The following is a 12,598-nucleotide window of genomic DNA, read 5'->3' on the forward strand; positions in this document are numbered from 1 at the left end:
AGCGTGCGCCGGGGTCGACGCGTTCACTCCGCACTTCTGACTGATCAATCACACAGGTCGCGCCAGGGACGGTGTAATGGGTTCCCGCAGTACGAATCTGCGTACCAAGGTCGTTGCTCTACTCGTCTCACTCGTGGCGCTCTGGGGCTTCACGGCCTGGGTCACCGTCCGGGACGGGGTCAACCTGCTCGGCGTGCAGACCCTGGACACGAAGGTCTTCGATCCCACCGAGCCGCTGCTGTTGCAGTTGCAGTTGGAGCGTCGGACGTCGCTGACCTATCTCGGTCGACCCGACGACGAGCAGCGCGCCACGCTGGCGCAGACCCGGCAGCGCACCGACCAGTTGGCGGCGAAGTTTACGAAGTCCACCGAGAACTGGCAGGTCAGCGCGCTGGGCAGCGACACCCTCCACCAGCGGATCAAGGCTCTCATCACTGGCCTGAACGACTTGGACAAGACCCGTACGGCGGTCGACGGCCGGAGCATCGACCGGGCCGAGACCTTCGCGACCTTCACCGGGGTGATCGAGTCGATCTACCGGGTCTACGACGCGCTCGGCAACCTCGACGACGAGCAGGTCGCCGAGGACACCGCCGCGCTGATCGGCCTCAACCGGTCCCGGGAGCTGCTGTCCCAGGAGGACGCGTTGCTGGCCGGCGTGCTGGCCGCCGGGCGCATCACCACGGCCGAGCGGGCCGAGTTCACCCGGATCGTCGGCGCCCGACAGTTCGTCGCCGCCTCGGCACTGGTCCGGCTCCCCGCCACCGACCAGCGCCGCTACGAGACGATGTCGACGGGCGCCACCTTCAGCCAGCTGACCGCCCTGGAGACCCAGGTCATGCACGCCGGTGGTGCCGGCCGGCCGGCCGTGAACGCGACGGAGTGGACCGACACTACCGCTCCGGCGCTGACCGAGATCAGTGAGGTCGTGTTGGCCGGTGGCGACGGCGTGGTCGACCGGGCGACCCCGGTCGCCATCGGCGTGGTCGTCCGGTTGGCGCTGGCCACCGGCCTCGGTCTGCTCGCCGTCATCGCCTCGATCGTCGTGTCCATCACCACCGCCCGCTCCCTGGTACGGCAGCTGGAGCGGTTGCGTAGCGCCGCCTTCCGCCTGGCCAACGAGCGGCTGCCCAGCGTGGTCGAGCGACTCGGCCGCGGCGAGGAGGTCGACGTGGCCACGGAGGCGCCGCCGCTGGAGTTCGGCACCGACGAGATCGGCCAGGTCGGCAAGGCGTTCAACGCGGTCCAGGAGACCGCCCTGCGTACCGCTGTCGAGCAGGCCGACCTGCGCCGCAACGTCCGCGAGGTCTTCCTCAGCCTGGCCCGCCGCACCCAGGCGCTGGTGCACCGCCAGCTCACCCTGCTGGACGCGATGGAGCGGCGCGAGCAGGACGCGGAGGAGCTGGAGGACCTGTTCCGGGTCGACCACCTGGCCACCCGGATGCGACGCAACGCGGAAAACCTGATCGTGCTCTCCGGCTCCACCCCGGGCCGGGCCTGGCGGCGCAATGTGCCGATGGTCGACGTGGTGCGCGGCGCGGTGGCCGAGGTGGAGGACTACACCCGGGTCAACGTGCTGCCGCTCGGGCCGGTCTCGCTGGCCGGCCGCGCGGTCGGCGACATCATCCACCTGCTCGCCGAGCTGATCGAGAACGGCCTGTCGTTCTCCCCGCCGCACACCACTGTGGAGGTTCGTGGCCAACTGGTGGCCAACGGGTTCGCCATCGAGATCGAGGACCGGGGCCTCGGCATGAGCGAGGAGGACCTGGCCGCGGCGAACCACCGGATCGTCGACCGGTCCGAGCTGAACCTCGCCAACGCCGCCCGCCTCGGTCTCTACGTGGTGAGCCGGCTGACCGAGCGGCACGGCGTGCGGGTCCGGCTCAAGGAGTCGGCGTACGGCGGCACCACCGCTGTCGTGCTGATCCCGCTGGAGCTGGTCACCGAGAACGGCGCGTCCCCGGAGGACTCCGGCGCGATGCGGGCCGGGTCACCGGCCATTCCGCTGGCCGCGTCGCCGACCGCCGGCCCCGTGGGCGCCGCCGATGGCGCTCGCCCGGCCACCCTCGCGCTGGCCGCACCACCGGCAGCAGCGGGTACGACGGCGCCGGACGTTCCGGGCCCGGTGACCCCGGCCGCCCCGGCGGCGGTCCCGGCCGACACGCCGGTGTCGACCGATGCCACCAGTCTGACGGCGCAGACCGATGGGACCGATGTGGACGCCTCCTCCCTGCCCACCCGCCAGCGGACGACGCCGGCCGCCGGGTCGGCGGAGCTGCCCAGCCGGGCCCGGCGCGCCCTCGGTCAGCCGGCCCTTGACGGCCCGACGGTGCCCACCGGCCTGCCCTCGGTCGACCGCGTCGGACCAACGGACAGCGCCGGCGTCGGCGAGCCGGGCGCGGACGGTGGGGCGCTGCCCACCCGGGACGAGGCGGACCGAACGGACTCGGGCCTGCCGGTGCGGGTCCGGCAGGCGAGCATCGTGCCCGAGCTGCGCGACGACCCGGCGGCGACGGAGACCGACGAGGAGGACGTGGCGCGCCCGCCGGAGCAGGTGCGCCGGATGATGAGCTCCTACCAGAGCGGTACGCGGCGAGGTCGGACCGACGCGGCGCGACTGGTCGGCGGCGCTTCCGGCGCCCCGCCGGCGGCGACGCCCGAGCCGACCGACGAGGACCCGCGCACTACCTGACCGGGCGCCGGTGCTGCGGGTTTCCGCGCGGCGTGATGGTCAGCCCCAGACGAGTACGGCGACAACAGCCGGGGGAGAAGAGGACGACGAGTGGCCCAGAAGACGGCTTCGAGTGCCGACCTGACGTGGTTGCTGGATGATCTTGTGGGCCGGGTGAAGCAGGCCGAGCATGCGGTCGCGCTCTCCACCGACGGGCTGTTGATGGCCTCCTCGCAGGGGCTGAGCCGGGACGACGGCGAGCACCTCGCGGCGATGGCGGCCGGCATCCAGAGCCTGGCCCGGGGCGCCGGCAAGCGCTTCGGTGGCGGGCAGGTGCAGCAGACCATCATCGAGATGCAGTCGTCGTTCCTGTTCGTCACCGCTGCCGGGCGCAACGCCTGCCTGGCGGTGCTGGCCAGCGAGGACGCCGATGTCGGCCTGATCGCCTACGAGATGGCGATGCTGGTCACCCGGGTCGGCAAGTACGTCGCCTCCCCATCCCGCGCCGCCGACCAGCCGGCCGGCGAGAAGTAGCGGCCATGACGGTGCAGGGAGAGTCCGCGGAACATCAGTGGGTGGATGACCATGCGGGCCCGGTGGTCCGCCCGTACGCGGTGACGCGTGGGCGGGCCCGCCCGGTCACCGGCACGTTCGACCTGATCTCCCTGGTCACCGCGACCCGAGCCGACGTCACACCGGAGGTCGGCCTCGGTCCGGAGCACCTGGCGATCGTCGGACTGTGCCAACGAATACAGTCCGTCGCCGAGATCGCCGCCCATCTCGACCTGCCGGTGGGCACCATCCGGGTGCTCCTCGGCGACCTGGCGGCCCGCAGCCTGGTGCAGGTCCGCGAGCCACAGACCACGGCCGGTCTTCCCGACAACAGCATCTTCGAGGCGGTAATCAATGGACTACGGGCACTCTGACCGGCCGGCGGGAGCGACCCCACTGCCCACCGCGATCAAGATCCTGGTCGCCGGTGGCTTCGGCGTGGGCAAGACCACAATGGTCGGCGCGGTGAGCGAGACCCGGCCGTTGCGCACCGAGGAGGTGCTGACCGAGTCCGGGGTCGGCATCGACGACCTGTCCGGGGTGGAGGAGAAGACCACCACCACAGTGGCGATGGACTTCGGTCGGATCACCATCAGTGACGACCTGGTGCTCTACCTGTTCGGCACGCCGGGGCAGGACCGGTTCTGGTTCGTCTGGGACGAACTGGCGCTGGGCGCGATCGGCGCGGTGGTGCTGGCGGACACCCGCCGGCTGGCGGACTGCTTCCCGTCGATCGACTACTTCGAGGGCCGGGGCACCCCGTTCGTGGTCGCGGTGAACTGCTTCGAGGGGGCCCGGCAGTACCGGCTCGACGAGGTACAGTCCGCGCTGAACCTGGACCCGGGGGTCCCGGTGCTGCTCTGCGACGCGCGTCAGCGCGCCTCCAGCAAGGAGGTGCTCGTCACGCTGATGGAGCACGCCATGAAGACCCGGGAGGCCCGCCGCCGCGCCGCCGGCGCGAACTGACCGACCACCGGCGAGAATTTTCCGGCACCCGGTGTCCGGAACGTCCGCGGCCGATCGTCATGCTGGCGATACCCCGAGACACCAGGGAGCGCCCAGATGAAGTACATGATGTTCGTCTGCACCGACGCCGAGCCGGACACCGACCCGACCGACGTACCCGACATCCACGCGTGGGTGGCCGAGAACGACGCCCGTGGCCGCCGCCTTCAGGGCGACGAGTTGGCGCCGAGCACCGCGGCCACCACGGTCCGGGTGCGCGGCGGCGAACTGCTCATCTCCGAGGGACCGTTCGCCGAGACCACGGAGGTGATCGTGGGCTTCGACCTGCTCGACTGCGCCGACCTCGACGAGGCGATCGAGGTGGCGCGGACCCACCCGATGGCCCGGCACGGACGACTGGAACTGCGCCCGTTCGCCGGCCTGCCCGGCTGATCGAGTGAACCGCACCGAGACGCCGGCCGGTGAGCGGCACGACGGCGCCGGCCGGGCGATCGGCACGGAGGCGGCTGCGGCGGCGGAGGCCGTCGCGGCCGCCGGCGCCGAGGCGTACCCACGGATCGTCGCGACCCTGATCCGGATCACCGGGGACTGGGCGCTGGCCGAGGACTGCGCCCAGGAGGCGCTGACCGTCGCCCTGGAGCGCTGGCCCGGCGACGGCGTGCCGGCCAACCCGGGCGGCTGGCTGATGACGGTGGCCCGCAACCGGGCGATCGACGTGCTGCGCCGGGCCGCCGTGGAACGCCGCAAGCTGCACGACCTGGCGGTGCTCACGCCAGCCGACGCGCAGCCCGCGCCCGGGGTGGGGGAGGACGTGGTGGACGACCGGCTGCGACTGATCTTCACGTGCTGCCACCCCGCGCTCGCGATCGAGGCCCGGGTGGCGTTGACGCTGCGCACCGTCTGCGGTGTGCCGACCGGCGCCATCGCCCGGCTCCTCCTGGTCAGCGAGTCGACGATGACCCGACGGCTGACCCGGGCCCGGACCCGCATCGCGCAGGCCGGCATCCCCTACCGGGTGCCGAGCGGGCCGGCGCTGGCCGAGCGGCTGCCTGGCGTACTCGCCGTGCTGTACCTGCTCTTCACCCGGGGCTACGTCGCCGACGGTGAACCAGCCTTCGCCGACGAGGCGGTCCGGCTGGCCCGGTTGCTCGACCGGCTGATGCCGCAGCAGTCCGAGGTCGCCGCGCTGCTGGCGCTGTTCCTGTTCCAGCACTCGCGCGCCGACGCGCGCCGCGACGCCACCGGCAACCTGCTGACCCTGGATCGGCAGGACCGCGCCCTCTGGAACCGGGTCGCCATCGCCGAGGGCCTGGAAGCACTGGCTCGGGTACGCCACGGCGGGCCGTACGCGTGGCAGGCCCGGATCGCCGCCTGCCACGCCACCGCCGCGTCCGCCGAGGCCACCGACTGGCCGGCGATCGCCCAGGCCTACGACGCGCTGGCCGGCATCCGGCCCTCGCCGGTGGTGGCGCTCAACCGCGCGGTCGCGCACGGCTACGCGTACGGTCCGGCGGCCGGGTTGGCGCTGCTCGACGTGGCCCGAGCCGGGGGCGCGTTGGACGGATACCCGCTGGCCGTCGCGGTGGAGGCGGACCTGGTGGCCCGGCAGGGCGACCGGGTCCGCGCCGCCGCCCTGTTCCGGAGGGCCGCGGCCGAGGTGACATCCGCCGCCGAGCGCCACGCCCTGCTCGACCGCGCCGCCGGCCTCGCCTCGTAGCCGGCTGGCGCGCGCACGCCCCCCGGGGCCGGCGGGATCGGCACGTCCTCCTCGCGAAGGGGATTCGTGAGAGGATTCCGCGCATGATCGACCTGGATGTGCGGCCGATGTCCCGTGCGGAATTCGACCGGTGGCAGAGCGACGTCGTGGCCGCCTACGCGCAGGACCAGGTCGAGGCCGGCACCTGGACGGCCGACGAGGCTCTCCGCCGCTCCGAGGAAGCCAACCGGGCCCTGCTGCCGCAGGGTATGGCCACGCCCGGCATGATCTTCCTGCTCGGCGTACTGGCCGACGGCACATCGGTCGGACGCCTGTGGATCTCGCTGACGCATCCGCGCGGCGTCGCGCACTGCGCCTACCTCTACGACATCGAGGTGGTCGCCGAGCACCGCGGGCAGGGCCTGGGGCGGGCCCTGCTCACGGCCGCCGAGCGGACGACTCGCGACCAGGGCGCACACGCTCTCGAACTCAACGTGTTCGGGTACAACACGACGGCGCTCAACCTGTACGGCTCGTCGGGGTACCAGGTGACGACCCAGCAGATGCGCAAGGACCTCCGCACGTCCACCCGCCAGGAGCCGGACGCGGAAGCGGCGACCGAGGGGTGATCCTCGCGCAGGTGGGTGACGTTGGGTCCGTGTGCCGCACCTGGCCGCGACGCGTCCGGTCCGTCGTCAGTCCGGGAACTCGACGCCGGCGAGAGTAGCGGCGCGGTGCGCCGCGAGGCGCTCGGCCTGCTCGATGACGGCCCTGCGCCTGCTCTCGGGCAGCTTCTGCCAGGGCTGGACGGCGACCGTCATCCTGGCGCCCGACTTGCGGGGCCGCCAGGTGCCGACCAGCTCACCGTCGACCAGGACGGCGCCGGGGCGACCCAGCACCGGCCACAGCTCCTTGGCGCGCGCGGCGTCGGGCACCAGCGTCGCCCGGTCCCTGGCTTGCAGGAAGAGGTCGAAGGGGCCGAGCAGGCGGGTCGCCGCCGCTGCGGCCGACGCCAGCGACTGCTCGTCGGCGGCCAGCAGCGAGCGCTTCTCGCCGTCGACCGTCACCTCGATCACGTCCTCGGGCCACCGTGCCTTGACTTCCCGGACCGGGGCATCGAGGTAGGTGGCGACGTGGCCGGGGGTGGCCGGACCCATTAGCCGCAGGTACGCGCGCACGAGGTCGAACCGGTCGCCCGCGTCGGCCGCCGCGCGGAACCCGGGGATGCGCCGCAGCACCGGCGGCGACGTGTCGCGCTGCAATTCCAACCCGGCGCGCACCGCGGCCAGCCGCAACGGCATCTCGAAGATGTGCGTGGCGTCGCATGGGCGGCAGAACCGCAGGTAGGGCTCGGGCAGCACCGCGTTCAGGCGGCCCGACACGTCGCCCTTGACCATCGGCTCGGTGACGGTGGCCCGCAGCTCGGCGGCCACCGTGTCGAGGGCCTCCAGGTTGCCGATGCCGGCCGCCCTCAACGGCTTGGCGGCGTCGTAGATGCGCTTGCCCGCGTCGGCGTCGGACCAGGGTGCGACAGCGGACGCCACGCGCCCCGCGTCGGCGCGGCGGTAGAGGTGGGGCGCGCCGCGCACGGTCCACAGCAGCACCAGGTCGGCCCCGGACGACGCCGCCCGGTCGACCCCGCGCAGCGCCAGAGCCCAGCCGCCGCCGTCGGGGCCGGTGTCCTGCACACCGATGTCGAGCACGGCGGTGTCCACCAGCGTGCCGTGCGCCCGAGCGAGCTGCTGTGCCTGGACGCGGAACCTCATCACCTGACGCCGGTCGACCACCCCGACACCATAGGGGGTCACCCCGACAACGGGCAGCACGACCGGCCAGGACGCCGCAGGGCCCCTCCCCGCCGAGCGGGAAGGGGCCCTGTTGGACGCGGTGCGTCAGCTGGCGATCATGCGGCGCAGCACGTACTGCAGGATGCCGCCGTGCCGGTAGTAGTCCGCCTCACCCGGGGTGTCGATCCGGACCACAGCGTCGAACTCGACGCCGGTGTCGGTGGTGACCTTCACCGTGCGCGGGGTCTCGCCGTCGTTGAGCGCGGTCACCCCGGTGAAGGTGAACGTCTCCGTGCCGGTGAGGCCGAGCGACTCGGCGGTGGTGTCCACCGGGAACTGCAGCGGCAGGACGCCCATGCCGATCAGGTTGGAGCGGTGGATCCGCTCGTACGACTCGGCGATGACCGCCCGGACGCCCAGCAGCATTGTGCCCTTGGCCGCCCAGTCCCGCGACGAGCCCGAGCCGTACTCCTTGCCGGCCAGCACGACCAGCGGGATGCCGGCCTCCTGGTAGGCGACCGAGGCGTCGTAGATCGAGGTCTGCTCGCCGGTGAGGTGGTTGACGGTGAAGCCGCCCTCCACCCCCGGGACCAGCTGGTTGCGCAGCCGGATGTTGGCGAAGGTGCCCCGGATCATCACCTCGTGGTTGCCCCGGCGGGAGCCGTACGAGTTGAACTCGTGCCGCGGCACGCCGTGCTCGGCGAGGTACTGACCGGCCGGGGAGTCGGGCTTGATCGAGCCGGCCGGCGAGATGTGGTCGGTGGTCACCGAGTCACCCAGCTTGGCCAGCACCCGGGCGCCGGCGATGTCGGTGACCGGGCTCGGCTCCTGCCGCATGCCCTCGAAGTACGGGGGCTTGCGCACGTAGGTGGAGTCGTCCGCCCAGGCGAAGGTGTCGCCGGTCGGGGTGGGCAGCGACTGCCAGCGCTCGTCGCCGGCGAAGACGTCGGCGTACGCGGCGCTGAACCCGGTGGCGCCGATCGCCTGGGCGATGACGTCCTGGATCTCGGCGCTGTTCGGCCAGATCTCGCGCAGGTAGACCGGGTTGCCGTCGCGGTCCTCGCCGATCGGCTCGTTGGCCAGGTCGATGTCCATAGTGCCGGCGAGGGCGTACGCGACCACCAGAGGCGGGGACGCCAGGTAGTTCATCTTGACGTCCGGGTTGATCCGGCCCTCGAAGTTGCGGTTGCCGGAGAGCACCGAGACGACGGCGAGGTCCTTCTCGTTGACCGCCGCCGAGACCTCCTCGGGCAGCGGGCCCGAGTTGCCGATGCAGGTGGTGCAGCCGTAGCCGACCAGGTTGAAGCCGAGCTTGTCCAGGTACGGCGTCAGGCCGGCCCGCTCGTAGTAGTCCATGACGACCTTGGAACCGGGCGCCAGGGTGGTCTTGACCCACGGCTTGCGGCTCAGGCCCTTCTCGACCGCGTTGCGGGCCAGCAGCGCGGCGCCGATCATCACCTGCGGGTTGGACGTGTTGGTGCAGGAGGTGATCGCGGCGATCACCACTGCGCCGTGGTCCAACTCGTACTCGACGCCGTCGGCGCCGGTGACCCGGATCGGGTCGGTGGCCCGACCGCCGGAGCCGACGGCCGCGGTCTCCAGGTCACGCGGCTCGTCGGCCGGGTCGCTGAACTCGTTGGCCGGCGGGTCGCTGGCCGGGAAGGACTCGGCGCTGGCCTCGTCGGCCGGGCCGTTGGCACCGCGCGGCAGCTCCTCACGGGGCACGCCCGGCTTGAGATCACGCTCACCGACGGAGTCGTCGGCGACGTAGTCGGTCAACGCCGAGCGGAACAGCGTCTTGGCGCTGCCCAGCGGCACCCGGTCCTGCGGGCGCTTCGGGCCGGCCAGCGACGGCTCGATGGTGCTCAGGTCGAGCTCCAGGCGCTCGGAGTACTCCGGCTCCGCGTCCGGGTCGTGCCAGAGGCCCTGCTCCTTGGCGTACGCCTCGACGAGCGCGACCTGCTGCTCGTCGCGACCGGTCAGCTTCAGGTAGCGGACCGTCTCGGCGTCGATCGGGAAGATCGCCACGGTGGAGCCGTACTCGGGGGACATGTTGCCGATGGTGGCGCGGTTTGCCAGCGGCACGGCGCTCACGCCGGGGCCGTAGAACTCGACGAACTTGCCGACCACGCCGTGCTTGCGCAGCATCTCGGTGATGGTCAGCACCAGGTCGGTGGCGGTGGTGCCGGCCGGCATCTCGCCGTGCAGCTTGAAGCCCACCACGCGGGGGATCAGCATGCTGACCGGCTGGCCGAGCATCGCGGCCTCGGCCTCGATGCCGCCGACGCCCCAGCCCAGCACGCCCAGGCCGTTGACCATCGTGGTGTGCGAGTCGGTGCCGACCACCGTGTCCGGGTACGCCTGGCCGTTGCGCTCCATGATGGTGCGGGCCAGGTACTCGATGTTGACCTGGTGCACGATGCCGGTGCCCGGCGGGACGACCTTGAACTCGTTGAACGCGGTCTGGCCCCAGCGCAGGAACTGGTAGCGCTCCTTGTTGCGCTCGTACTCCAGCTCGACGTTGCGCTCGAAGGCGTCCGCGCGGCCGAACAGGTCGGCGATGACGGAGTGGTCGATGACCAGCTCGGCCGGGGCGAGGGGGTTGACCTTGGTGGCGTCGCCGCCCAGCTCGCGTACCGCCTCGCGCATTGTGGCCAGGTCGACCACGCAGGGCACGCCGGTGAAGTCCTGCATCAGCACCCGCGCCGGGGTGAACTGGATCTCCACGCTCGGGGCGGCGGTGGAGTCCCACCCGCCGAGCTGGCGGATGTGGTCGGCGGTGATGTTCGCGCCGTCCTCGGTCCGCAGCAGGTTCTCCAGCAGGATCTTCAGGCTGTACGGCAGCCGGTCGTGGCCGTCCACCTTGTCGATCTTGAAAATCTCGTAGCTCGCGTCTCCGACGCGTAGCTGGGTCTTCGCACCGAAGGTGTCGAGGCTCGCCACGTCGTACTCCTTCACACCAGCGACCGTGAGTAGTCCTGAGCAGTGTGTCGCACCGGGCAGGGTGCCGCCGAGGTTAGGTGACACTTACCGCCGATTCCGCTCTCAACAAAACCGTACGTCCGTCTTGCTAGTTGCGCAACCCGACGGTGGGTTAGGGCGGCTGGCCGACGGTAGGGTTCGAGGCCGAACGGGGAAGGGGTCGACGGTGTTCGACGTTCAGCACTGGCTCGTGTCGCTGCCGCCGATCGCGGTCTACCTGCTCGTCGCCGGAGTGATCGGCGTGGAGAGCATGGGTGTCCCCCTGCCCGGCGAGATCGTCCTGGTCAGCTCCGCCCTGCTCGCCGCCACCGGTGTGGTGGAACCGGAGTGGGTCGCCACCGCCGCTGCCGCCGGAGCGATCATCGGCGATTCCGTCGGGTATGCGGTGGGCCGCCGGGGTGGCCGCCCGCTGCTGGCCCGGCTGGGCCGGCGCTTCCCCCGACATCTCGGCCCGGCACAACTCGCCCGCGCCGAACAGAGCTTCGCCCGGTACGGCGTCTGGGCGGTCTTCTTCGGCCGGTTCGTGGCACTGCTGCGGATCCTGGCCGGGCCGCTCGCCGGGGCGCTGCACGTGCCGTACCGGCGGTTCCTGCTGGCCAACGCGGCCGGCGGCCTGGTCTGGGCGTTCGGCACCACCTACCTGCTCTTCACCGTGGGCCGCGCGGCCGAGCACTGGCTCAAGGACATCTCCTGGGCCGGGCTGGCCCTCGCGGTGCTCGCCGGTCTCGCCAGCACGTGGTGGCTGCGCCGACGGGCCCACCGGTTCGAGGCGACCGAACCGACCCCGGACGCCGAGCCGGTCCGCGCGGGCAGCGAACACTGACCCGGGCGCGACGAAAGGGCCGGACCCCTGGTGGGGGTCCGGCCCTTGTCGGTGTTGGTTGGGTGTCAGCTGGTGGCGTAGCCGCGGGTGGCGATCCAGTCGGCGAGGTGTTCGATGGTGACCTCGTAGGAGGCGGTGTTGGCATCGGCGGAGTCGGCGATCTTGACGATGTTGCCGCCGTCGCGGTAGCCCACGACGCTGATGTAGTGCCCGCCCTCGAAGGAGTGCACGCCACCGTCGGTGTCGACGCTGGTGCCGGCGATGTTCGCGACCACGGCCCGGCCGTCGTTGACGGTGCGCACGACGTCGGCGCGCAGGGTGTCGGTCTGCTTGTCGTCAGCGTTGGGGCTGCTGATCTCGACCGAGTGGTAGGCGTTGTTCTTGCCGGTCTCCTTGTTCAGCACCGGGGTGATGTCGTTGATGGAGTTGGTGCCGGCCTCGGTGGTGCCCATCTCCTTGGCCATGGCGTCCACGCTGATGTCCTTGCCCTGCACGGACAGGGCGTTACGCGTGGCGGCGGGGCCGCAGTAGTAGAAGTTGGGCTGGGCCTCGTAGCGCACGCCGAGCTGACGTTCACCGGCGGGCTTACGGTCGGTCTGCGTCTGGGTGGTCGGCTTGGCGTCGGTGGCGGCGTAGGCGGCGGTGACGGGGCCGGCGATGGCGCCGCCGGTGAACGCGAGGCCGGCAGCGGTCAGGGCGGTCTTACGGATCAGATCGGTACGCATGATGGCGTGCTCCTCTGCGATGGGGGATACGCGTGACACCCCAAGCGGGGGCGGGTGTCGCACGGGAAGTTCGAAAAGGGGATCTGCCCGGCGGCCGGGGGGCCTGCTCGGGTGTCCGGGGGATGTAACCGCGGCGGCCGGGCCGGTGTTCCCGGCGGCTGCCGCACCGGCCCCGACGGGGGGCGCGGTGATCTGCCAGGTATAACCACCCCGCCCGGCCCCCGATTCCAGCCCACGGGTGGCCCCGACCACGGGACGCCCACCCCAAAACCCGACACCACACCCCAGCCGGCCCCATCACGAACCGGACATCAAACCCTCAAGGCCTCAACCCGCCCGGCCCCGGGGCAGTGGGCATTCGAGCCGTGATACCTCTGAGGCATACATATGACTCTC

Annotated in this window: 11 protein-coding genes; 8 read left to right on the forward strand and 3 right to left on the reverse strand. The window is 71.9% G+C overall.

Annotated features, from left to right (window positions below; translation table 11 throughout):
* The first annotated feature begins 76 nt into the window (after window positions 1–76).
* The 7 genes from GA0070607_RS22015 to GA0070607_RS22045 all read left to right on the forward strand — a co-directional run bounded on the left by GA0070607_RS22015 (window position 77) and on the right by GA0070607_RS22045 (window position 6,514).
* Window positions 77–2,692 (forward strand): sensor histidine kinase, encoded by a 2,616-nt coding sequence (locus GA0070607_RS22015; protein WP_089019888.1) that lies wholly within the window; start codon window positions 77–79, stop codon window positions 2,690–2,692.
* A 90-nt stretch (window positions 2,693–2,782) separates the two neighbouring features.
* Window positions 2,783–3,205 carry a roadblock/LC7 domain-containing protein gene (locus GA0070607_RS22020; RefSeq protein WP_089019889.1) on the forward strand — a complete coding sequence of 141 codons (423 nt, stop codon included), beginning with the start codon at window positions 2,783–2,785 and terminating at the stop codon, window positions 3,203–3,205.
* A gap of 5 nt (window positions 3,206–3,210) precedes the next feature.
* The gene (locus GA0070607_RS22025) at window positions 3,211–3,597 is read left to right on the forward strand and encodes a DUF742 domain-containing protein (RefSeq protein WP_089019890.1); all 387 of its coding nucleotides are present in this window, start codon (window positions 3,211–3,213) and stop codon (window positions 3,595–3,597) included.
* Window positions 3,578–4,189, forward strand: coding sequence for a GTP-binding protein (locus tag GA0070607_RS22030; protein WP_089019891.1), 612 nt, complete (start codon window positions 3,578–3,580; stop codon window positions 4,187–4,189). Before GA0070607_RS22025 ends, GA0070607_RS22030 begins: the two co-directional genes overlap by 20 nt.
* Before the next feature lie 96 nt (window positions 4,190–4,285).
* Window positions 4,286–4,621 (forward strand): YciI family protein, encoded by a 336-nt coding sequence (locus tag GA0070607_RS22035; protein ID WP_089019892.1) that lies wholly within the window; start codon window positions 4,286–4,288, stop codon window positions 4,619–4,621.
* A 58-nt stretch (window positions 4,622–4,679) separates the two neighbouring features.
* Window positions 4,680–5,906: an RNA polymerase sigma factor gene (locus GA0070607_RS22040; RefSeq protein WP_089022012.1), complete on the forward strand. Its 1,227-nt coding sequence runs from the start codon at window positions 4,680–4,682 to the stop codon at window positions 5,904–5,906.
* 83 nt (window positions 5,907–5,989) lie between these two features.
* Window positions 5,990–6,514, forward strand: a complete 525-nt coding sequence (locus GA0070607_RS22045) for a GNAT family N-acetyltransferase (protein WP_089019893.1) — start codon at window positions 5,990–5,992, stop codon at window positions 6,512–6,514.
* Window positions 6,515–6,580: 66 nt separating this feature from the next.
* Here the strand turns inward: GA0070607_RS22045 and GA0070607_RS22050 are convergent, their stop codons facing one another.
* Window positions 6,581–7,672 (reverse strand): winged helix DNA-binding domain-containing protein, encoded by a 1,092-nt coding sequence (locus GA0070607_RS22050; RefSeq protein ID WP_172899081.1) that lies wholly within the window; start codon window positions 7,670–7,672, stop codon window positions 6,581–6,583.
* A 105-nt stretch (window positions 7,673–7,777) separates the two neighbouring features.
* Window positions 7,778–10,630 (reverse strand): aconitate hydratase, encoded by a 2,853-nt coding sequence (locus GA0070607_RS22055; protein WP_089019894.1) that lies wholly within the window; start codon window positions 10,628–10,630, stop codon window positions 7,778–7,780.
* A gap of 190 nt (window positions 10,631–10,820) precedes the next feature.
* Here GA0070607_RS22055 and GA0070607_RS22060 point away from each other — a divergent pair, with 190 nt between their 5' ends.
* Entirely contained in the window at window positions 10,821–11,477 is a 657-nt protein-coding gene (locus GA0070607_RS22060) for a DedA family protein (protein ID WP_089019895.1), read from the forward strand.
* Between the two features lie 65 nt (window positions 11,478–11,542).
* Here GA0070607_RS22060 and GA0070607_RS22065 read toward each other — a convergent pair whose 3' ends face one another.
* Window positions 11,543–12,202 (reverse strand): C39 family peptidase, encoded by a 660-nt coding sequence (locus GA0070607_RS22065; protein WP_089019896.1) that lies wholly within the window; start codon window positions 12,200–12,202, stop codon window positions 11,543–11,545.
* Window positions 12,203–12,598 lie beyond the last annotated feature (396 nt).

The sequence above is a fragment of the Micromonospora coriariae genome (assembly GCF_900091455.1).
GTDB classification, from domain to species: Bacteria; Actinomycetota; Actinomycetes; order Mycobacteriales; family Micromonosporaceae; genus Micromonospora; species Micromonospora coriariae.

Coding starts and splice junctions, on each gene's coding strand:
- GA0070607_RS22065 (WP_089019896.1), bottom strand. CDS start 12,202: ATGCGTACCGATCTGATCCGTAAGACCGCCCTGACCGCTGCCGGCCTC.
- GA0070607_RS22015 (WP_089019888.1), top strand. CDS start 77: ATGGGTTCCCGCAGTACGAATCTGCGTACCAAGGTCGTTGCTCTACTC.
- GA0070607_RS22045 (WP_089019893.1), top strand. CDS start 5,990: ATGATCGACCTGGATGTGCGGCCGATGTCCCGTGCGGAATTCGACCGG.
- GA0070607_RS22025 (WP_089019890.1), top strand. CDS start 3,211: ATGACGGTGCAGGGAGAGTCCGCGGAACATCAGTGGGTGGATGACCAT.
- GA0070607_RS22035 (WP_089019892.1), top strand. CDS start 4,286: ATGAAGTACATGATGTTCGTCTGCACCGACGCCGAGCCGGACACCGAC.
- GA0070607_RS22030 (WP_089019891.1), top strand. CDS start 3,578: ATGGACTACGGGCACTCTGACCGGCCGGCGGGAGCGACCCCACTGCCC.